Source organism: Streptomyces sp. NPDC079167 (genome assembly GCF_040686735.1).
Taxonomy (GTDB): Bacteria; Actinomycetota; Actinomycetes; order Streptomycetales; family Streptomycetaceae; genus Streptomyces.
Window position 1 is genome coordinate 43,561 of sequence record NZ_JBFBLO010000007.1, and the last position, 20,827, is coordinate 64,387.

Annotated in this window: 15 protein-coding genes; 3 read left to right on the plus strand and 12 right to left on the minus strand. The window is 71.4% G+C overall.

What is annotated here, in order from left to right; genetic code table 11:
- Positions 1-18: 18 nt before the first annotated feature.
- Positions 19-1,650, minus strand: coding sequence for an L-glutamate gamma-semialdehyde dehydrogenase (pruA, locus tag AB0P41_RS16500; RefSeq protein WP_365932596.1), 1,632 nt, complete (start codon positions 1,648-1,650; stop codon positions 19-21).
- Positions 1,651-1,695: 45 nt separating this feature from the next.
- Positions 1,696-2,622 (minus strand): proline dehydrogenase family protein, encoded by a 927-nt coding sequence (locus AB0P41_RS16505; RefSeq protein ID WP_356711355.1) that lies wholly within the window; start codon positions 2,620-2,622, stop codon positions 1,696-1,698.
- Between the two features lie 177 nt (positions 2,623-2,799).
- Between AB0P41_RS16505 and AB0P41_RS16510 the strand changes: the two genes are divergently transcribed.
- A complete protein-coding gene (locus AB0P41_RS16510) occupies positions 2,800-3,939 on the plus strand; it encodes a helix-turn-helix domain-containing protein (protein WP_365932598.1) in 1,140 nt (379 codons plus the stop codon).
- A gap of 85 nt (positions 3,940-4,024) precedes the next feature.
- Here the strand turns inward: AB0P41_RS16510 and serA are convergent, their stop codons facing one another.
- The 6 genes from serA to AB0P41_RS16540 all read right to left on the minus strand — a co-directional run bounded on the left by serA (position 4,025) and on the right by AB0P41_RS16540 (position 13,697).
- Positions 4,025-5,617, minus strand: coding sequence for a phosphoglycerate dehydrogenase (gene serA, locus AB0P41_RS16515; RefSeq protein ID WP_356711359.1), 1,593 nt, complete (start codon positions 5,615-5,617; stop codon positions 4,025-4,027).
- 299 nt (positions 5,618-5,916) lie between these two features.
- Positions 5,917-6,918: a ketol-acid reductoisomerase gene (gene ilvC, locus AB0P41_RS16520; RefSeq protein WP_031091632.1), complete on the minus strand. Its 1,002-nt coding sequence runs from the start codon at positions 6,916-6,918 to the stop codon at positions 5,917-5,919.
- 106 nt (positions 6,919-7,024) lie between these two features.
- Positions 7,025-7,552, minus strand: a complete 528-nt coding sequence (gene ilvN, locus AB0P41_RS16525) for an acetolactate synthase small subunit (protein WP_104789338.1) — start codon at positions 7,550-7,552, stop codon at positions 7,025-7,027.
- A 22-nt stretch (positions 7,553-7,574) separates the two neighbouring features.
- Positions 7,575-9,431 carry an acetolactate synthase large subunit gene (locus AB0P41_RS16530; protein ID WP_356711361.1) on the minus strand — a complete coding sequence of 619 codons (1,857 nt, stop codon included), beginning with the start codon at positions 9,429-9,431 and terminating at the stop codon, positions 7,575-7,577.
- A 217-nt stretch (positions 9,432-9,648) separates the two neighbouring features.
- Complete coding sequence (locus AB0P41_RS16535) at positions 9,649-12,480, minus strand: EAL domain-containing protein (protein ID WP_365932601.1); 2,832 nt, start codon at positions 12,478-12,480, stop codon at positions 9,649-9,651.
- A 266-nt stretch (positions 12,481-12,746) separates the two neighbouring features.
- Positions 12,747-13,697 carry a 2-hydroxyacid dehydrogenase gene (locus AB0P41_RS16540; RefSeq protein ID WP_356711365.1) on the minus strand — a complete coding sequence of 317 codons (951 nt, stop codon included), beginning with the start codon at positions 13,695-13,697 and terminating at the stop codon, positions 12,747-12,749.
- 128 nt (positions 13,698-13,825) lie between these two features.
- Here AB0P41_RS16540 and AB0P41_RS16545 point away from each other — a divergent pair, with 128 nt between their 5' ends.
- Together AB0P41_RS16545 and AB0P41_RS16550 are read left to right on the plus strand one after the other, a co-directional pair.
- On the plus strand, positions 13,826-14,782 hold the full coding sequence (locus tag AB0P41_RS16545; protein WP_356711782.1) for an aldo/keto reductase: 957 nt from the start codon (positions 13,826-13,828) through the stop codon (positions 14,780-14,782).
- A gap of 119 nt (positions 14,783-14,901) precedes the next feature.
- Complete coding sequence (locus AB0P41_RS16550; protein ID WP_356711367.1) at positions 14,902-16,083, plus strand: PQQ-dependent sugar dehydrogenase; 1,182 nt, start codon at positions 14,902-14,904, stop codon at positions 16,081-16,083.
- A 24-nt stretch (positions 16,084-16,107) separates the two neighbouring features.
- Here AB0P41_RS16550 and AB0P41_RS16555 read toward each other — a convergent pair whose 3' ends face one another.
- The 4 genes from AB0P41_RS16555 to AB0P41_RS16570 form a co-directional block, all read right to left on the minus strand.
- The gene (locus AB0P41_RS16555) at positions 16,108-19,137 is read right to left on the minus strand and encodes an AAA family ATPase (RefSeq protein WP_365932828.1); all 3,030 of its coding nucleotides are present in this window, start codon (positions 19,135-19,137) and stop codon (positions 16,108-16,110) included.
- Positions 19,138-19,184: 47 nt separating this feature from the next.
- Positions 19,185-19,358: a hypothetical protein gene (locus tag AB0P41_RS16560; RefSeq protein WP_356711369.1), complete on the minus strand. Its 174-nt coding sequence runs from the start codon at positions 19,356-19,358 to the stop codon at positions 19,185-19,187.
- Between the two features lie 183 nt (positions 19,359-19,541).
- The gene (locus AB0P41_RS16565; RefSeq protein WP_356711371.1) at positions 19,542-20,198 is read right to left on the minus strand and encodes a hypothetical protein; all 657 of its coding nucleotides are present in this window, start codon (positions 20,196-20,198) and stop codon (positions 19,542-19,544) included.
- A gap of 50 nt (positions 20,199-20,248) precedes the next feature.
- Positions 20,249-20,803 carry a GNAT family protein gene (locus tag AB0P41_RS16570; protein ID WP_356711374.1) on the minus strand — a complete coding sequence of 185 codons (555 nt, stop codon included), beginning with the start codon at positions 20,801-20,803 and terminating at the stop codon, positions 20,249-20,251.
- Positions 20,804-20,827 lie beyond the last annotated feature (24 nt).

Here is a 20,827-nt window from a genome sequence, read left to right on the forward strand (position 1 = left end):
CGCCCCTGAGGGCGGCCGTCAGCCCTGGTGGGGGTAGGTGTACTCGGTCGGCGGGACCAGCGTCTCCTTGATGGCGCGGGTCAGCGTCCAGCGCTGCAGGTTCTGCGGGGCGCCCGCCTTGTCGTTGGTGCCCGAGCCACGGCCGCCGCCGAAGGGCTGCTGGCCGACGACGGCACCGGTCGACTTGTCGTTGATGTAGAAGTTGCCCGCGGCGTAGCGGAGCTTGTCCATCGTGTACGCGGCGGCCGCGCGGTCGTTGGAGATGACCGCTCCGGTCAGCGCGTAGTCGGAGACCGACTCCATCTGCTCCAGCATGGCGTCGTACTTCTCGTCCTCGTAGACGTGCACGGCGAGGATCGGGCCGAAGTACTCGGTGGTGAAGACCTCGTTGGCCGGGTCGTCGCAGACGATGACGGTCGGGCGGACGAAGTAGCCGACGGAGTCGTCGTACGTGCCGCCGGCGACGATCGTGCACGTCGGGTCGGCCGCGGCGCGGTCGATGGCGGCCTTGTTCTTCGCGAAGGACCGCGCGTCGATGACGGCGCCCATGAAGTGCGACAGGTCGGTGACGTCACCCATGGTGATGGAGTCGACCTCGGCCGCGAACTCCTCCTTGAAACCGGAGTTCCAGATGGAGGCCGGAACGTAGGCGCGGGAGGACGCGGAGCACTTCTGGCCCTGGTACTCGAAGGAGCCTCGGGTCAGCGCGGTCTTCAGGACGGCGCGGTCGGCGCTCGGGTGCGCGACGACGAAGTCCTTGCCACCGGTCTCGCCGACGAGCCGCGGGTAGGTGCGGTAGTTCTCGATGTTGTTGCCGACCGTCTTCCACAGGTGCTGGAAGGTGGGGGTCGAGCCGGTGAAGTGGACACCGGCCAGGTCGCGGTGGTTCAGCGCGACCTCGGAGACGGCGATGCCGTCGCCGGTGACCAGGTTAATGACGCCCTTGGGCAGCCCGGCCTCCTCCAGGAGCTGCATCAGCAGCACGGCGGCGTGGGTCTGCGTCGGGGACGGCTTCCACACCACGACGTTGCCCATGAGGGCGGGCGCGGTCGGCAGGTTGGCGGCGATGGCCGAGAAGTTGAACGGCGTGATCGCGTAGACGAAGCCCTCGAGCGGGCGGTGGTCCATGCGGTTCCACACGCCGGGGGAGTTCGCCGGCGGCTGCTCGGCGAGGATCTGGCGCGCGTAGTGCACGTTGAAGCGCCAGAAGTCGACGAGCTCGCAGGGGCAGTCGATCTCGGCCTGCTGCGCGGTCTTGCCCTGGCCGAGCATCGTGGAGGCGGCCAGCGTCTCGCGCCAGGGGCCGGACAGCAGCTCGGCGGCGCGCAGGATGATGGCCGCGCGGTCGTCGAACGACATGGCGCGCCAGGCCGGAGCGGCGGCGAGGGCCGCGTCCACGGCGTCCTGGGCGTCCTGCTCGGTGGCACCGGCGAAGGTGCCGATGACGGCCTTGTGGTTGTGCGGCTGCACCACGTCGACACGCTCGCCGCCGCCCATGCGCTTCTCGCCGCCGATGGTCATCGGCAGGTCGATGGGGTTCTCGGCGAGCTCCTTGAGCTTCGCCTCCAGGCGGGCGCGCTCCGGGGAGCCCGGGGCGTAGGAGTGGACCGGCTCGTTGACCGGCGCGGGGACCTGGGTGACAGCGTCCATGAGTGCCTTGTCTCCTTGGTTGAGGTGGGTGGTCGGCCGGGCGGGTCAGCCCTTGGTGACGACGGAGCGGGCGAAGAAGAGCAGGTTGGCCGGCTTCTCCGCGAGGCGGCGCATGAAGTATCCGTACCAGTCGGTGCCGTAGGCCGTGTAGACGCGCATCCGGTGGCCCTCGGCCGCGAGCCGGATGTGCTCGTCGCTTCGGATGCCGTACAGCATCTGGAACTCGTACTCGTCCAGTTTGCGCCCTGCCTGGCGCGCGAGCTCCTGGCCGATGGCGATGAGACGGGGATCGTGCGAGCCGATCATCGGGTAGCCCTCGCCCAGCATCAGGGTCTTCAGGATGCGGACGTACGCCTTGTCGATCTCCGGCTTGCTCTGGTACGCGACGGAGGCGGGCTCCTTGTAGGCGCCCTTCACCAGGCGGACCCGGCTGCCCGCGGCGGCGAGGCGGCGGGCGTCGGCCTCGGTGCGGAACAGGTAGGACTGGATCACGCAGCCGGTCTGCGGAAAGTCCTTCCGCAGCTCCTCGTGGATGGCGAACATCGAGTCGAGGGTGGTGTGGTCCTCGGCGTCCAGCGTGACCGTGGTGCCGATCGCGGCGGCGGCCTCGACGACGGGGCGGACGTTGGCGAGAGCCAGCTCGTGGCCGTTCTCCAGCGCCTGGCCGAACATCGACAGCTTGACGGACATCTCGGCCCGGGTACCGAGACCGAGCTCCTCGAGGCGGCCGACGAGCTCCAGGTAGGCGTCGCGCGCGGCGGCGGCCTGCTCGGGGGTGGTGATGTCCTCACCCACGACGTCCAGGGTGACCTCGAGGCCCTTGGCGGCCGCGTCCTGGATGACGGGGACGACCTGGTCGACGCCCTCACCGGCGATGAAGCGGTCGACGACCTGCTTGGTGCCGGGCGCGGCCGAGATGAAACGACGCATCTTGTCGCTGCGTGACGCGGCGAGAATCACGGGACCCAGCACGGGGCACCTCCACGGAGTACGGACGGGGCCGGACCGGTACGCGTATGAACAGACCGGGACGGCACGGAGAACCACTGTGAAATCTAGGGACCCGCGTACCCGCCTGCCATCGACAGCTGTCACGCATCCGTGTACTGGATCTCAGACATTTGTCTGAAGGGGTGCGAGAATGGCGGGGTGAAGGGCGATTACCAGGAGCTGGTCGACGAGATCTCCGCGCTGCTCAGCGCCCCCGCGACGCTGGAGAACCGCGATTTCGGCCTGGTCGCCTTCGGAGCCCACGACAGCGACGACGACACGGCCATGGACCCCGTGCGTACGCGCTCGATCCTCACCCGGCGCTCCACCCCCGCGGTCCGCGCCTGGTTCGAGGGCTTCGGCATCACCCGTGCGACGGGCCCGGTCCGCATCCCGGCCGCCCCGGAGGCCGGGGTGTTCCGGGACCGCATCTGCCTTCCGGTACGCCACAGGGGTGTCGTCCTGGGCTACGTCTGGCTGCTGGACGCCGACCCGGGGCCGACGGACGGGCAGCTGGGAGCGGCGATGGATGTGGCGTCCCGGATCGGGGCCCTGCTCGCCGACGAGGAGCGGGCGGGCGCGGATCTGTCGCGGGAGTTCGGCGCGGTGCTCGTCGCCGGGCGCGGCTGGCAGCGCGACATGGCGGTGGCCGCGCTGCACGACGCTCTGGGAGCCGACGCGGCCGGGCTCCACACGGTGGTCTGCGTGACCCCGTGGCCCGGCGAGACCCCGTCCGTACGTACGGTGCCCTCGGCGGCGGCCCTCGCCACGGCTCCCTGGACGGGCGGCCAGGCCCTGGCCGCCCTGGTCCGGCTCCGCTCCCCCGAGGCGCTCGACCCGGCGACGACGGCCGCTGAGCGGCTGCGCACCACCGCCGGGCCGGCCGCGACCGCGGGCCTCGCCGCCGCCCGCCGGGGCCTGGCGGAGCTGGCGGACTCCTGGCACGAGGCCCTGTCCGCCGCCCGCGCCGCCGCGGCGGAGTCCCGCTTCGGCCCGGTCGCCGACTGGTCGGCCATCGGCCCGTACCGGCTCCTGACCGCGCTGCCCCGCACCCTGGACGACGCGCCTGACCGGGCCGTCCGCCCCCTGCTGGCCCCGCCCCACGCGGAGCTGGCACGCACCGCCGAGGTGTTCCTCGACCTGGCGGGCCAGGCGAGCCGGACGGCCACGGAGCTGGGGATCCACCGCCAGACGCTCTACTACCGGCTCGCCCGGGTCCAGCAGCTCACCGGCCTCGACCTGAACGACGGCGAGGACCGGCTCCTGCTGCACATGGCGCTGAAACAGGCCCGGCTGTGAGTCCCGGACCGTGAGAACGGCCGCGCCCGGGGACAGAGCGAAGAGTCTGTCCACCGGGCGCGGCCGTCGTGCGTGCGAGGACCGGTCAGTCGGTGAGGTTCACCGAGCGGGCCGAGGCCGCGCCGATCTCGTCGGCGATCTCGTTGAGGACCGACTGCGGGATGGTGTCGTCGACGGTGAGGACGACCAGCGCCTCGCCGCCCGCGTCCTGCCGGGAGACCTGCATGCCGGCGATGTTCAGCCCGGCCTCACCGAGGATCTTGCCGACCGCGCCGACGACGCCGGGACGGTCCTCGTACCGCAGGACGACCATGTGGTCGGCGAGGGCCAGGTCGACGTCGTGCTCGCCGATGGCGACGATCTTCTGGAGGTGCTTGGGGCCGGCCAGCGTCCCGGAGACCGCGACCTCCTCACCGTTCGACAGGGTGCCGCGGACCGTCACCACGTTGCGGTGGTCCGGCGACTCGGAGCTGGTGGTGAGGCGGACCTCGACACCGCGCTCCTGCGCGAAGAGCGGGGCGTTGACGTAGCTGACGGTCTCGTCGACGACGTCCTCGAAGACACCCTTGAGCGCGGAGAGCTCCAGCACCTTCACGTCGTGCTGGGTGATCTCGCCGTAGACCTCGACGTCGAGACGGGCCGCGACCTCGCCCGCGAGCGCGGTGAAGATCCGGCCGAGCTTCTCGGCGAGCGGCAGCCCGGGACGCACGTCCTCGGCGATGACGCCGCCCTGGACGTTGACCGCGTCGGGTACGAGCTCGCCGGCGAGCGCCAGGCGGACGGACTTGGCGACCGCGATGCCCGCCTTCTCCTGCGCCTCGTCGGTGGAGGCGCCGAGGTGCGGGGTACAGACGACCTGGTCGAACTGGAAGAGCGGGGAGTCCGTGCAGGGCTCCTTGGTGTACACGTCGAGGCCGGCGCCGGCGACCCGGCCCTCCTTGAGGGCGGAGGCGAGTGCCTCCTCGTCGACGATGCCGCCGCGCGCGGCGTTGACGATGCGCACCGAGGGCTTCACCTTGTGCAGCGCGTCGTCGCCGATCAGGCCGAGCGTCTCGGGGGTCTTGGGCAGGTGCACCGTGATGAAGTCGGAGACCTCGAGCAGCTCGTCCAGCGTGAGGAGCTTGACGCCCATCTGCGCGGCGCGCGCGGGCTGCACGTAGGGGTCGTACGCGACGATCTTCATGCCGAAGGCCGACATGCGCTGCGCGACCAGGACGCCGATGCGGCCGAGGCCGACGACGCCGAGGGTCTTCTCGCTGAGCTCGACACCCGTGTACTTGGAGCGCTTCCACTCGCCGTTCTTCAGGGCGGTGTTGGCCTGGGGGATGTTGCGCGCGGTGGCGACGAGCAGACCGCAGGCCAGCTCGGCGGCGGTGACGATGTTGGACGTCGGCGCGTTGACGACCATCACGCCGGCCTTGGTGGCCGAGGAGACGTCGACGTTGTCCAGACCGACGCCCGCGCGGGCGACGACCTTCAGCTTCTTCGCGGCGGCGATGGCCTCGGCGTCGACCTTGGTGGCGGAGCGCACCAGGATCGCGTCGACGTCGGCGATCGCGGGGAGGAGTTCGGCGCGGTCAGCGCCGTTGCAGTGCCGGATCTCGAAATCCGGACCCAGGGCGTCAACCGTGGCGGGCGACAGCTCTTCGGCGATGAGTACGACAGGTTTCGAGCTCACGTGTGTCCTCACAAGTCCAGTGCGGACGGCCGTCCCGACGGCCGCAGGCGGTGGAGGGGCTAGCCGCGTGGAAGACGCACGACACTGTGGGCCCTGACGCGTGTATGTGTTTGAGAGTGTAGTCATGCGGCCGGGCGCGGACTGCGCCCCGGTGGAAGGATCACCCGCACGGGGTGGACGGTCTGTACAGACGTACGGTGCCGCCTCCTGCCACCCGCCCCTCCCCGCAGTGACACGGGGTGTGAGGCCGGCCTTGCGCCGGAGGGCAGGCCCTTTCGGACCTGCCCTCCGGCGAGAACTCAGGCGTCCTCGTTGTCGACCCAGCTCATGAGCTTGCGGAGCTCCTTGCCGGTGGTCTCCAGCAGGGACTCGCTGTCGGCCTTCTTGTACTCGTTGTACTTGGGCAGACCGTTGTGGTACTCGGCCATCCACGCCTTGGCGAAGGTGCCGTCCTGGATCTCGGCGAGGACCTTCTTCATCTCGGCCTTGGTGGCGTCCGTGATGATGCGCGGGCCGGTGACGTAGTCGCCCCACTCGGCGGTCTCCGAGATGGACCAGCGCATCTTCTCCAGGCCGCCCTCGTACATGAGGTCGACGATGAGCTTCAGCTCGTGGAGGCACTCGAAGTACGCGATCTCCGGCTGGTAACCGGCTTCGGTCAGCGTCTCGAAACCGGCCTTGACCAGGGCGGCGGTGCCACCGCAGAGGACGGCCTGCTCACCGAACAGGTCGGTCTCGGTCTCCTCGGTGAAGGTCGTCTTGATGACGCCGGCGCGGGTGCCGCCGATGCCCTTCGCGTAGGAGAGGGCGAGCTCCAGGCCCTTGCCCGAGGCGTCCTGCTCGACGGCCACGATGCACGGGACGCCGCGGCCTTCCTCGTACTGGCGGCGGACCAGGTGGCCCGGGCCCTTCGGGGCGACCATGCAGACGTCGACGTTGGCCGGCGGCTTGATGAAGTCGAAGCGGATGTTCAGGCCGTGGCCGAAGAACAGCGCGTCGCCGTCCTTGAGGTTGTCCTTGACGGACTCCTCGTAGACCTGGGCCTGGATCGGGTCCGGGACGAGGATCATGATGACGTCGGCCTCGGCGGCGGCCTCGGACGGGGTCACCACGCGCAGGCCCTGCTCCTCGGCCTTGGCCTTGGACTTCGAACCCTCGTGCAGACCGACACGGACGTCGACACCCGAGTCACGCAGCGACAGCGCGTGGGCGTGCCCCTGGCTGCCGTAACCGAGGACCGCGACCTTACGGCCCTGGATGATGGACAGGTCGGCATCGTCGTCGTAGAACAGCTCGGCCACTGGGTCTTCTCCTTGGTGTGCAGGTGTTGCGTCCCACCGTACGGCGGGGTGCGTCGGATACGTTGCCGGGTCTCGCCATACGAGCGGCGGAGCGACCCGTGCGGGGTCACGCCGTACGGTCGAGTGCGCGCAGAGAACGGTCGGTGATCGAGCGCGCGCCGCGCCCTATGGCGATGGTGCCGGACTGGACGAGCTCCTTGATGCCGAACTGTTCCAGCATCTTGAGCATGGCCTCCAGCTTGTCGGCGCCCCCTGTCGCCTCGATCGTGACCGCCTCCGGGGAGACGTCCACGGTCTTGGCGCGGAACAGCTGGACGATCTCGACGATCTGGGAGCGGGTCTCGTTGTCGGCGCGGACCTTCACCAGGACGAGCTCCCGCTGGATCGCTGCGGAGGGCTCGAGTTCGACGATCTTCAGGACGTTCACCAGCTTGTTGAGCTGCTTGGTCACCTGCTCCAGGGGCAGGCCCTCGACATTCACGACAATGGTGATGCGTGAGATGTCGGGATGTTCGGTGGTACCGACCGCCAGCGAGTCGATGTTGAAGCCGCGCCGGGAGAACAGGGCCGTGATCCGGGCGAGGACACCCGGCTTGTTCTCGACCAGGACGGAGAGCGTGTGCTTGGTGGACATGGAGTCGGTCTCTCTCTGTCTCTCAGTCGTCTTCGTTGTCGCCGAAGTCGGGGCGGACGCCGCGCGCGGCCATGACCTCGTCGTTGGAGGTGCCGGCGGCGACCATCGGCCACACCATGGCGTCCTCGTGGACGATGAAGTCGATGACGACCGGGCGGTCGTTGATCGCGTTGGCCTCGGCGATGACCTTGTCGAGGTCGGCCGGGTCCTCGCAGCGGATCGCGTAGCAGCCCATGGCCTCGGACAGCTTGACGAAGTCCGGGACGCGGGTGCCCTTGGCGGCGTTGCCGTCCGCGTCCGGGCCCGAGTGCAGCACGGTGTTGGAGTAGCGCTGGTTGTAGAACAGGGTCTGCCACTGGCGGACCATCCCGAGCGCGCCGTTGTTGATGATGGCGACCTTGATCGGGATGTTGTTGAGCGCGCAGGTGGTGAGTTCCTGGTTGGTCATCTGGAAGCAGCCGTCGCCGTCGATCGCCCAGACCGCGCGCTCGGGCATGCCGGCCTTGGCGCCCATGGCGGCCGGGACGGCGTAGCCCATGGTCCCGGCACCGCCGGAGTTGAGCCAGGTCGCGGGCTGCTCGTACTGGATGAAGTGCGAGGCCCACATCTGGTGCTGGCCGACGCCCGCCGCGAAGATCGTGCCCTCGGGGGCGAGTTCGCCGATGCGCTCGATGACCTGCTGCGGCGAGAGGCTGCCGTCCTCCGGCAGGTCGTAGCCGACGGGGTAGGTCTCGCGCCAGCGGTTGAGGTCCTTCCACCAGGCGGCGTAGTCGCCGGTGTTGCCCTCGGTGTGCTCCGCCTGGACGGCCTGGACGAGGTCGGCGATGACCTCGCGGGCGTCACCGACGATCGGGACGTCGGCGGCGCGGTTCTTGCCGATCTCGGCCGGGTCGATGTCCGCGTGGACGATCTTGGCGTACGGGGCGAAGCTGTCCAGCTTGCCGGTGACCCGGTCGTCGAACCTGGCCCCGAGCGCGACGATCAGGTCGGCCTTCTGCAGCGCGGTGACGGCGGTGACCGAACCGTGCATGCCGGGCATTCCCACGTGCAGCGGGTGGCTGTCGGGGAAGGAGCCGAGCGCCATCAGGGTGGTGGTGACGGGCGCTCCGGTGAGCTCTGCCAGGACCTTCAGTTCCGCGGTGGCGCCGGCCTTCATGACGCCGCCGCCGACGTAGAGCACCGGGCGCTTGGCCTGGGTGATGAGTTTGGCGGCCTCGCGGATCTGCTTGGCGTGCGGCTTGGTGACCGGGCGGTAGCCCGGCAGGTCCATCGTCGGCGGCCAGCTGAAGGTGGTCTTCGACTGCAGCGCGTCCTTGGCGATGTCGACGAGGACCGGGCCCGGACGGCCGGTCGAGGCGATGTGGAAGGCCTCGGCGATCGTGTGGGCGATGTCCTCGGCGCGGGTGACCAGGAAGTTGTGCTTCGTGATCGGCATGGTGATGCCGCAGATGTCGGCTTCCTGGAAGGCGTCCGTGCCGATGGCCGCGGAGGCCACCTGACCGGTGATCGCGACCATGGGCACCGAGTCCATGGCCGCGTCGGCGATCGGGGTGACCAGGTTGGTCGCACCGGGACCCGAGGTGACCATGCAGACACCGACCCTGCCGGTGGCCTGCGCGTAACCGGTGGCCGCGTGACCGGCGCCCTGCTCGTGACGGACCAGGATGTGACGGACCCGGGTGGAGTCCATCAGCGGGTCGTACGCCGGGAGGATGCAGCCGCCGGGGAGGCCGAATACGGTGTCGGCGCCGACTTCCTCGAGAGAACGGATGAGGGACTGCGCGCCCGTGAGGTGCTCAACGGTGGCGGAGGACGGTCCGCCGTTACGGGCCCGCGGCTGCGGGTGCTGGGCCCCGGTGGCCTGCTCGGTCATCGGCATTCTCTTCTCGAAGCTGAGGGTTTATGCGGTGTTTTTGTGGGGTTTCGAAAGGTCCCGGTGCAACAAAAAACCCCTCGTGCCGTGAGGCAAGCGAGGGGAGCGCGCCGGTGCGGTCTGCAAGGTTTCCATGAGTGACCCTGCTTCAGCCGACGCGCTTTCCAAGTACGAGAATTCGGGTGCGCATGGCATTGACCCTCTCTCCGGCACGCACACGGTGTCAAGTGGGTGGGACGGGAGTCTCATCATGTGAGCGTCCCTGGAGCGGGAGCGCGCCGCCCGCCAGCACCGGCTGAGCGGCCGGGCCGACGCCCGGGACGGGGTACTTCCCCCTGGTCAGCGTGCGCCGCAGCCGGTACTCGTCCAGTGGGCCGGCGAAGGCCATCCCCTGGCCGTGCGTGCACCCCATGGCCCGCAGGGCGCGCACCTGTTCGGGGACGTCCACCCCGTCGGCCACGGACTGCATCCCGAGGTCTCCGGCGATGCGCAGCAGTCCACTGGTGATCTTGTGCAGCCTCGCCGACTCGACGACGCCCTCCACCAGGCACCGGTCCAGCTTCAGCACGTCGACGGGGAGCCGGCGCAGGGCGTTGACCGCGGCATAGCCGCTGCCGAAGCCGTCGAGCGCGATCCGGACACCCAGGCGGCGGAGCGCGACCAGCCGTCGCTCCAGCTCGTCGATGGAGATCCGCGGGTCGCTGTCGGCCACTTCGATCATCAGGGCGCCGGAGGGCAGCCCGTGCCGGGTCAGGAGCGCCTCCACGGACCTCAGGGGGAGGGTGCGGTCCAGGAGCCGGGCGGCCGACACGCGCACCGACACGGAGACCGGATGCCCGGCCCTGGACCGGTCGGCGGCCTGCTCGACGGCCTCCTCCAGCAGCCAGGTGCCGAGCTCGGCGGCGCGGTCGCTGCCCTCGGAGACCCGGAGGAATTCGGCGGGGGTGAACAGGATGCCCTGGGCGGAGCGCCAGCGGGCCTGGGCGGCGACGGCCGCGACCGTGCCGCTGGCCAGGTGGACGACGGGCTGGTGGAACAGGGCGAACTCGCCGTCGCGCAGGGCCGTGCGGAGCCGTGAGGCGAGCTCCGAGCGGCGGACGACGTCCGCCTGCATCTGGGGGGCGTACAGCTCGACCCGGTCCTTGCCGCTCGCCTTCGCCCGGTACATGGCGAGGTCGGCGTTGCGCATGAGGTCCTTGGGCGTGATGGAGGGCTCGGCGAAGGCGACCCCGATGGAGGCGGCCACCCGGACCTCGCCGGTGCCGATCCGGTACGGCTGGGAGAGCCTGAGGCGCAGCCGGTCGGCGATCTCGTGGACCTGGTACTCCCTGGCGGCCTGGTCGCGCGTGCCGTCGCCGACGATGAGCGCGGCGAACTCGTCTCCCCCGAGGCGGGCCGCTGTGTCCGAGGTGCGTACGGACTCCTGGAGGCGGCGTGCGGCCTGGACGAGGAGCTCGTCGCCCGCCTGGTGGCCGATGGAGTCGTTGACCGCCTTGAAACCGTCGAGGTCGATGAAGAGCACGGCGGTGCCCGGGTCCCCGGCCCGGCGTCCGCCGAGCGCCTGGCCGACGCGGGTGGTGAAGAGCGCGCGGTTGGGGAGGTCGGTGAGCGGGTCGTGTTCGGCGTTGTGCTGCAGCTGTGCCTGCAGTCTGACCCGCTCGGTCACGTCGCGGCTGTTCAGGAGCAGGCCGCCCTGGTGGCGGTTGACGGTGGACTCGACGTGGAGCCAGTCCCCCGTGCCCGATCTGAAGCGGCACTCGATCCGTGTGGTGGGCTCCTCCCGTGACGGCACGGCGAGGAAGCGCCGCAGCTCGTGGACCACTCCCCCGAGGTCGTCGGGGTGGATGATCGACGAGAGCTCGGCGCCGACGAGGTCCTCGGCGTCGCGGAGGTAGACGCCGGCCGCCGCGGGACTGACGTAGCGGAGCCTGCCGCTGGGTTCGGCGATCATGATGACGTCGCTGGAGCCCTGCACCAGGGAGCGGAAGTGGTTCTCCTTCTGGGCGAGTTCCTGGGTGAGCGCGATGTTGTCGAGGAGCATGATGGCCTGCCGGAGGACCAGCGCGAGCACGACCGTGCACCCGGTGAGGACCACGACCCGGTCGACCCTGCGGCCCTCCACCACGTTGTACAGGATGCCGAGGGTGCAGACCGCCGCGGCCAGATAGGGCGTGAGCGCGGCGAGGGACCCCGCGATCGGGCGGCTCACGGCCCGCGGCTCCAGGGCGGGGGCCTCGACAGCGTTGTCCTGGCCACGGCGGACACCCCAGGGGGCGTAGGCGAGGAGCAGGGAGCCGGCGAACCAGCCCGCGTCCAGCAACTGGCCCGACTGGTAGGCCGAGCGCAGCAGCGGGGCCGTGAACAGGGCGTCGCACAGCACGGTCAGGGCGAGGCCGGCGATGGCGGTGTTCACCGCGGAGCGGTTCATGTTGACCCGCCGGAAGTGGAGCGCGAGGACCATGGAGACCAGCACGATGTCGAGCAGCGGGTAGGCGAGCGAGAGCGCCGCCCTGGCCACGCTCTCACCGGCGGCGTTGGCGACATGGGCGGTGTGGGCCAGTGCGAGGCTCCAGGAGAGCGTCAGCAGGGACCCTCCGATCAGCCAGGCGTCCAGCACCAGGCAGACCCAGCCGGCCCGCGTGACGGGCCGTTTGGCCAGGACGAGCAGCCCGACGATGGCGGGCGGCGCGAAGCAGAGGAAGAACAGGTCCGCGAGGGAGGGGGCGGGCACGGGCCGGCTCAGCACCACCTCGTACCACCCCCAGACCGCGTTGCCCCCGGCGGCCATGGCCGAGGAGAGCGAGAAGAGGAGCCAGGCGGGCCGGAACCGGCTGCCGCCGGAGCGGGCGTAGAGGAAGCAGGACACCGCCGCGATGAGGGCGGCTGCGCAGAGTCCGAAGTCGCCCATGAAGAGGGCGACTCCGGGCGAACCCCAGCCGAGGGCGGCCCCCACCGCGTATCCGGCGCAGACGGCGCCGAGGACGAGCTGGGAGCGGAGCCCCACGGCCCGTCCCGAGGCCGGCCGCCTGGAGAGCAGGGCCGCGAGGGCGCTCACCGGAAAGCTCCACGGTCGGACCCCGGGGCCCTCGCCGCCGCCTGCCTCGCCTGCCCGTCACGCCGCGTCGGATCGTCTCTCCGCTGGCCGAACATGCCCGTCGCCCCCTCGCGTTCCGCTTCCCCCCCGGCACCGTCCCTTCCACGGTGCAGCCCTCTTGTGGACGATACACCAGAGCCGTCACTCAGGGACATACCTTCTCTACTCTCCGTTACCACCTGCGGCGTTGTCGGGACGGAGAGCGCCGGAACCGCTCCGGAGCGTGGTCACCCGGTGGTGAGTACGAGGTTGGCGACCGGCTCCCCGGCGGCGAACCGGGTGAGCTGTCCGGCCAGCAGGCGCTTGGCCCGGGGCATGAACGCGGAGGTGCTTCCGCCCACATGAGGGGTGATCAGTGTGTGGGGAGCATGCCAGAGAGGGTGGCCGGCGGGCAGCGGTTCGGGGTCGGTCACGTCGAGCGCGGCACGCAGTCGCCCGGACTCGAGTTCGGCCAGCAGGGCCGCGGTGTCGACGACGGCCCCCCGCGCGACGTTCACGAGCAGTGCGCCGTCGCGCATCGCGGCGAGGAAGCCGGGGCCCACCAGCCCCTGCGTGGAAGGGTTCAGCGGGGTGGACAGGATGACGATGTCGGCCTCGGGGAGAAGGGCGGGCAGCTCGTCGAGCGCGTGTACGGGTCCGCGCGCGGTTGTCCGTGCGGAGCGCGCGACGCGCACCACCCGCGCGCACTCGAAGGGTTCGAGCCGGTCCTCGATGGCCGCGCCGATCGATCCGTACCCCACCACGAGAACGGACTTGTCGGCGAGCGCCGGATAGAAGCCGGACCGCCACTCCTCCTTGTCCTGGCCGTGCACGAAACCGGGGAACCCCCGGAGCGAGGCGAGTATCAGGGCGAGCGCCAGCTCGGCCGTCGAGGCCTCGTGCACGCCCTTGGCGTTGCACAGCCGCACCCCGGGGGGCAGCAGGCCGAGTCCGGGCTCCACGTGGTCGATGCCCGCGGAGAGGGTCTGGACGACCTGGACGGCCTTCATCCCGTCGAGCGGGCGGACCGCGACCTCGGAACCCTTCATGTAGGGAACGACGTAGAAGGCGCAGTCGGCGGGGTCCGCGGGGTAGTCCCGGCCGCCGTCCCAGAAACGGTAGTCGAGACCCTCGGGAAGGCCGTCGATCTCATCGGCGGGGAACGGCAGCCATACGTCGGAAGCAGATGTAGAAGTCATGGTCAGGAGGCTATGCGAAGGGCGCGGAGCCGCAGAGGTTACTTTGGGGTGCTGGTGGCCCGTGATCATGGGCCGAGGGAGGGTTCGGGGAGTTGGAGCGCAGGACTATCGGTGCGGCGGCACTCGCCGTGGGCGCGGTCGGGCTGGGCTGTATGCCGATGAGCTGGGCGTACAGCGCGTCGCAGCAGCGCGGTGACCGCTCGGTGCGGACCGTGCACGCCGCGCTGGACGCGGGCGTCCAACTGCTCGACACCGCCGACATGTACGGGCCCTTCACCAATGAGCTGCTGGTGGGCCGGGCTCTCAAGGGCCGCCGCTCCGAGGCCTTCCTCTCCACCAAGTGCGGTCTGCTGGTGGGTGATCAGCACATCGTGGCCAACGGGCGTCCGGGCTATGTGCGCCGTGCATGCGACGCCTCGCTGCGACGGCTCCAGACCGACGTGATCGATCTCTACCAGCTGCACCGGGCGGACCCCGAGGTGCCCGTCGAGGAGACCTGGGGCGCGATGGCGGACCTGGTGACGGCGGGCAAGGTGCGGGCGCTCGGACTGTGCGCGGTGGGGGCCCGGGCCGGGCGCGGGCCGGGGGCGCGGATGCACGACGGGACGATCCGGCAGCTGGAGCGGATGCAGCAGGTCTTTCCCGTCAGCGCGGTCCAGGCGGAGCTCTCCGTGTGGTCGCCCCAGGCACTGGAGGATCTGCTGCCGTGGTGCTCGGCCCGGGGGGTGGGGATCCTCGCCGCGATGCCGCTGGGAAGCGGTTATCTCACGGGCACGCTCAAGCCCGGCCAGGGTTTCGAGCCGGACGACCCGCGCGCCAGACACCCCCGCTTCACGGGCGAGATGATGGCGGCCAACCAGCCGGTGGTGGCGGGGCTGCGCAGGATCGCGGAGCGGCACGGCGCCACTCCGGCGCAGGTGGCCCTGGCCTGGGTCCTGCGGCAGGGCCGCCATGTGGTGCCCGTGCCGGGCACCAAGCGGGAGCAGTGGGCCGTGGAGAACGCGGGGGCGGCGGGCCTGGCGCTCACCGACCGGGATCTGGCCGAGATTGCCGGGCTGCCGCGGGCCCGCGGGTCGTGGGACTGAGACGGCCGGCACGGGAGGACGGCCCGGCTCCGGGGCGGGAGAATTGGCGGAGACCGGGGACCCGGGGCGGAGCGGCGGTGTAAGAACATGGTCGTGCGACCCTCGAAAGGATCGGTGCTGTGCAAACTCCCGTGCTGCGCAAGGGGGCGGTGGCCCTGCTCGCCTCGGCCTCACTCCTGCTGACCGCCTGTTCGTCCGACGACGGCCCCACGGCCGGTGAGGACGCCTCCTCGCCCACGGCGAGCGCCACGTCCACTCCCCCGGCCTCGGCGAGCCCGTCGGCGGACCTGCCGCCGGCCAAGGGCTCGGTCGAGGTGGTGAAGACGCTCACGGACGGCCTCGCGTCACCCTGGGGCCTGGCGGCGCTGCCCGGGGGCGACCTGCTGGTCTCCTCGCGTGACGAGGCGACGATCACCAGGGTCGACGGGGAGAGCGGCAGGAAGACCCTGCTGGGTTCGGTGCCGGGGGTCGCGCCCGCGGGTGAGGGCGGCCTGCTGGGCCTCGCCGTGGCACCGACCTACGGCGCGGACCACCTGGTCTACGCGTACTTCACCACCGAGTCGGACAACCGCGTCGTCCGCCTCCAGTACGACGAGAAGAAGCCCGCGGGACAGCAGCTGGGGGCCCCGGACACCATCCTGCGGGGGATCCCGAAGGGCACCGTCCACAACGGCGGCCGGATCGCGTTCGGCCCCGACCGCATGCTGTACGTGGGTACGGGCGAGACGGGCGACACGGGCCTCGCCCAGGACAAGGCGTCCCCCTCGGGCAAGATCCTCCGGATGACGCCCGACGGCGAGCCGGTGCACGGCAATCCCGAGGCCGACTCGCTGGTCTACTCGTACGGGCACCGCAATGTGCAGGGCCTGGCCTGGGACAGCGGGAAACGGCTCTGGGCATCGGAATTCGGCCAGGACACCTGGGACGAGCTGAATCTGATCGAGCCGGGCAGGAACTACGGCTGGCCCGAGGCCGAGGGCGAGCAGGGGGAGGCGGGGTTCGTCGACCCGGTGGCCCAGTGGAAGACCTCCGAGGCGTCGCCGAGCGGTATCGCGTACGCCGAGGGTTCGGTCTGGATGGCCGGCCTGCGGGGTGAACGGCTCTGGCGGATCCCGCTGTCGGGCAAGGCGGACGGGGAGCCTCTTGCCGCGCCTCAGGCCTTCCTGGAGGGGAAGTACGGCCGTCTGCGCACGGTGCTCGCCGCCGGCGGCGACAGGCTGTGGCTGGTCACGAGCAACACGGACGGCCGTGGTTCCGCGAAGTCGGGCGACGACAGGATCCTGCTCCTGAAGGTGCGGTAGCGGGGTTCCGCGCCCGGCCCGGTATCACCCCGCCGCGTACAGCCGGAAGCGGTGCGCCAGGGCGGCCGCCTCGCCACGGCTGGACACGCTGAGTTTGGCCAGGATGTTGGACACGTGCACGCTGGCGGTCTTCGGCGAGATGTACAGCTCTTCGGCGATCCGGCGGTTGGTGTAGCCCGCCGCGACCAGCCGGTGCACCTCCTGTTCCCGCGAGGTCAGCCCGAACGACTCGATGGCGTCCACCGCCGGGGCGGGCCCGGCTTCGCCCTCGGCCGCGTCGTCCGGACCGGTGAGCGCGATCCGGGCCCGGCCGGCCAGCAGCTCGACGCTCTCCGCGAGCGGCCGTGCCCCGAGGCGTACGGCGACCGCGTGGGCCTCCCGCAGGAGGCCCGCCGCGGGTGTCCGGTCACCGGAGGCGGTGAGGATCGCCTCGGCCCAGTGATGGCGGATCCGGGCCAGCTCGTAGGGGCGCTGGAGCGGGGCGAAGGCGGTGGCGGCCCGGCACCAGTGGTCCGGGGTGTCCGCCCCCTCCGCCCGGGCCAGTTCGGCCTCGATCAGCACGCCGTACGCCGCCCAGACGGGCACCAGCATCGGCAGCCGCTTGAGGTGGCCCCGGATCCGTTCCAGGATCGCCGGCCGCCCGGGGTCCGTGGTGGGCAGCCCGCGGGCGTCGGCCTCGATCTCGGCGGCTGTGGCGAGCAGCGGCAGGGAGTACCGCTGAGTGCCCGGTGGCAGTCCGATGTCGGACTGCGCCTCGAACGCGGCCCGCGCCTCGGAGAGCAGGCCCTTCCGGGCGGCGATGACCATGGAGTGCCGTACCGGGGAGATCAGGTGCTGCGGCTGCGTCTCGTGGCCGAGATGGCGGCGGTTGAGGGCCAGTTGCTCCTCGGCCTCCTCGAAGTCCCCGGTGGCCAGGGCCAGGTCGGTGCGGCGGGCGGCCACCAGGGCGTTCGACTTGCGGGACCGGGCCAGCGGGGCCGCGGCCTCAGCGGCGGCCCGGCTCTCCTTCCAGTGCCCCAGCGAGTAGTACGACTGTGCCTGGTTGGCCCGTGCCCAGGCCTCGGACTCGGGGACCCCGTGGCTGTGGCAGATCCGGATGCCGTGGTCGGCGGCCGCCACCGCCTCCAGGGAGCGGCCGCAGGATTCGAGCGAGGAGGGCAGGTTGACGGCGGCACGGCTCATGACACCCACCAGGTGCAGCTCCTCGGCCCGGTCGCGGACGGCGTACATCTCGGCGATGCCCTCCTCGACGTCGCCCGCGTCGATCGTGAGCCAGCCGCGGGTGAGTCTGGCGTGCAGTTCGATGGACTCCTCGCCGACGAGTCTGGCGTACTCCACGGCCCGGTCGGCCGCGACGAGCGTCTCGGGTCCTGGCCGGTGCAGGGCGCCCCAGCCGGCGACCGAGGCGAGGACGTCGGCGTGCACGGCGGACGGCCGCAGACCTCGCACCAGGTCCTCGGCGGTGGCCAGTTCCTGTCGGCCGTCCCCTCGGGAGAGGCTCTGCATCAGGAGGGAGCGCTGCACCCAGAACCATGCCGCGCGCAGCGGGTCCCGGTCCCGGTCCAGGATGCGCAGGGCCTTCTTCGCGAGGGCCAGGGCCCGTTCGCGGTCGCCGCCGAAGCGGGCGGAAACCGTGGCCTCGGCCATCAGGTCGAGGTAGCCCAGCGGGTCCGCCGGATCGCAGCCGCACCCCGGGTAGGCCTCGGCGTGGTCGAGGGGGCGCAGGGTGGCGCGTACCTCGTCGGGGACGTCGTCCCAGAGCTCCATGGCTCTTTCCAGCAGCCGGAGTTGCTCGCTGTACGCATAGCGGCGCCGGGCCGCCACGGCTGCCTGGAGCACGGCGGGCAGCGCTCTGACCGCGTCGTGGGCGGCGTACCAGTAGCTGGCGAGGCGTGCGGCGCGCTCATCGGAGCGCACGAGGGACGGGTCGGCCTCCAGTGCTTCGGCGTAGCGGCGGTTGAGGCGTGTGCGTTCGCCGGGCAGGAGGTCGTCGCTGACGGCCTCGCGGACCAGGGAGTGGCGGAAGCGGTATCCGTCGGTGTCGGGGGCGGGCAGCAGCAGGTTGGCGCCGACCGCCGCCCGCAGCGCCTCGTCGAGGTCGTCCTCGGCGAGGCCGGCGACGGCGGCGAGGAGCGGGTGCTCGACGGTGGAGCCGCCCTCGGCGATGATCCGGGCGATCCGCTGCGCGTCGTCGGGCAGCGCCTCGACGCGGACCAGGAGGAGGTCGCGGAGGGAGTCGGAGAGCCCGGAGCTGTCGCCGCAGCACTCCACGCTGCGGGCGAGTTCCTCGACGAAGAAGGCGTTGCCGTCGGAGCGTTCGAAGATGTCGTCGACCAGTGCGGCGTCGGGGACCATCGCGAGGATGCCGGTGAGCTGCCGGCCGACCTCGGCGCGGCTGAAGCGGTCGAGTTCGATCCGTCGGACCGTGCGGAGCCGGTCGAGCTCGGCGAGGAGCGGGCGCAGGGGGTGACGGCGGTGGACGTCGTCGGCACGGTACGTCCCGATCACGACGAGGTGCCCGCTGCGCAGGGTGCGGAAGAGGTAGGCGAGCAGATGGCGCGTGGAGGCGTCGGCCCAGTGCAGGTCCTCCAGGACGAGGACGACCGTGCGGGTGGCGGAGACGCGCTCCAGCAGCCGGGCGGCGAGCTCGAACAGCCGGGCGGTGCCGTGCTCGTCGTCCGGCGCCCGGTCGGCCTCGCCCAGTTCGGGCAGCAGCCGGGCGAGCTCGCCCTCCTGTCCGGCGAGGGCCGCGGTCAGCTCCTCCGGGAGCGCCCGGCGCAGGGCGCGGAGCGCCGTGGCGAACGGGGCGTAGGGCAGGCCGTCGGCCCCGATCTCCACACACCCGCCGACGGCCACGACGGCGTCCCGGCGGCAGGCCGCCCTGATGAACTCCTCGATCAGCCGGGTCTTGCCGACACCCGCCTCACCGCCGACGAGCAGCGCCTGCGGTTCCCCGGCGGCGGTGCGGGCGAGCGTCTCGGTGAGCGCGGCGAGTTCACCGGCTCGGCCGACGAAGACGGGGCTGACGGTGTTGGTCTCCACGTCGCCGAGCATCGCATACGCGTACGACACCCCGGCTACCGATTTTCGGGGGCCCATCGCTACGCGGCACGGACGAACCAGTTCCGGTTCTTCTCCACCCGCCCTTCGGTGTCGTTCCGTCCGGAACGGCGGGCGGCGCGGCGTGCGAGCACCGCCTGACGGACGGTCCGCTGCGCCTCGGCCCTGCGGATCAGCTCGGCGACGGCGAGCTGGTGGATCTCGTACTCGTACATGGTGTTCTCCCTGGTGGAACGGAAAGTGGGGGCACGGCTTCCTGCCGTGCCCCCACTCTCGTCCGCCAGGGGTCGCCGCCACATCGGGCGAGTGCCGCATCTCTGCGGGTGGGGGGCCTTAGGCCCGGGTGGCGTATGCCTTAGACCGGCCGTCACCGGGGGTCGGAGGCAGCGGCCAGGTCCTCAGCCGGCCGCGGACGGCAGGGCGACGAAGAGGTCGAGGTACATGCCCACGGAGATCAGCAGGCCGAGGACGCCGAGCGCGATGCCCGCCATGGCGACGGAGCGGACCCAGCCCGCCTGCGGCACGAGGGAGGGGGTGCCGAAGGAGGGCCGGACCAGGACGAAGACGCCGACGAGCAGCGCGAGCAGCGCGAAGACCCCGTTGACGAGGGCCGTGCTGTGCCACGCGTCGCCGTAGATCTCGGAGATCTGCTGGGCGGCGCTGCCGGTGCCGCCCGAGGTCTTGATCTGGCCGACCAGGGTCTCGCGCTCGGCGGCGACGCGGCCGGTCCAGGCGCCCGAGAGCGAGATGACGCCCAGCCCGGCGGCCACGACGGCCGCGGCTCCGGTTCCGGCCCCGGACGCCGCTGCCGCTTCGGCCTCGGCGTAGGGGTCGGGCTCCAGGTCGGTCTCGAGGCCGTCCTCCGCGGCCGCGTCCGTCGCCGCCACGTCCATGGCGGTCACGTCCGACTCGGTCGCGCCCGGTGCGGCTCCGTCCGGTGCGGCGTCTTCCGCCGGCCCGGCCTGCTTCGTCACGCCCGGCGTGGTGGCCTGTTCGTCGGCCGCCTTCTGCTCCTCGGTGTCGTCTGTGGTCGGAGTGGTGGGGGAGGTGTTCATGCGCCGCACGCTAGGGGTCCCGGATGAGAACCTCCTTAAGAGCGGCGCCCTCAGCTCCGCCCGTTCCGCCATTCGTGCGCCAGAACGGCCCAGTGCTCCTCGTCGTGGCGTTCACCGCGGTACGGATAGGCCTCGCGGAGCACCCCCTCGCGGGTCATGCCGAGCCGTTCGGCGACGGCGACACTGCGCCTGTTGGCCGAGGACGCGACCCACTCCACGCGGTGCATGCCCCGTACGCCGAAGGCCCAGTCGATGAGCTTCCGTGAAGCCCGGGTGACCAGACCGCGGCCCTCGGCGGCCGCCTCCAGCCAGCAGCCGATCTCGCAGTTGCCGGTCTTCGTCTCGAATATCCGGAACAGGACGCCGCCGACCAGCGTGCCGTCCAGCCAGATGCCGTAGAGCCGGCCGGTGTCGGCCGCCTGCTTGTCCGCGTACCGCTGGAGCAGGGCCCGTGCGGACGTGAGGTCCGTGGCGGCCGCGGCGAACGGGATCCAGGGGTCGACCAGGGCGCGCGCCCTGTCCATGTGGGCCAGGAACTCCTCGGCCTGCCAGGGTTCGATCGGGCGGAGCTCCGCTCCGTCGTCTCCCAGTGACACCGTGAACACAGTGGATCTCCTCGGTCTTCGTGC

Excerpts from the sequence above, each read along its gene's own strand:
- pruA (WP_365932596.1), bottom strand. The coding sequence starts at position 1,650 with ATGGACGCTGTCACCCAGGTCCCCGCGCCGGTCAACGAGCCGGTCCAC.
- AB0P41_RS16565 (WP_356711371.1), bottom strand. The coding sequence starts at position 20,198 with ATGAACACCTCCCCCACCACTCCGACCACAGACGACACCGAGGAGCAG.
- ilvN (WP_104789338.1), bottom strand. The coding sequence starts at position 7,552 with ATGTCCACCAAGCACACGCTCTCCGTCCTGGTCGAGAACAAGCCGGGT.
- AB0P41_RS16530 (WP_356711361.1), bottom strand. The coding sequence starts at position 9,431 with ATGCCGATGACCGAGCAGGCCACCGGGGCCCAGCACCCGCAGCCGCGG.
- AB0P41_RS16540 (WP_356711365.1), bottom strand. The coding sequence starts at position 13,697 with ATGACTTCTACATCTGCTTCCGACGTATGGCTGCCGTTCCCCGCCGAT.
- AB0P41_RS16555 (WP_365932828.1), bottom strand. The coding sequence starts at position 19,137 with ATGCTCGGCGACGTGGAGACCAACACCGTCAGCCCCGTCTTCGTCGGC.
- AB0P41_RS16560 (WP_356711369.1), bottom strand. The coding sequence starts at position 19,358 with ATGTACGAGTACGAGATCCACCAGCTCGCCGTCGCCGAGCTGATCCGC.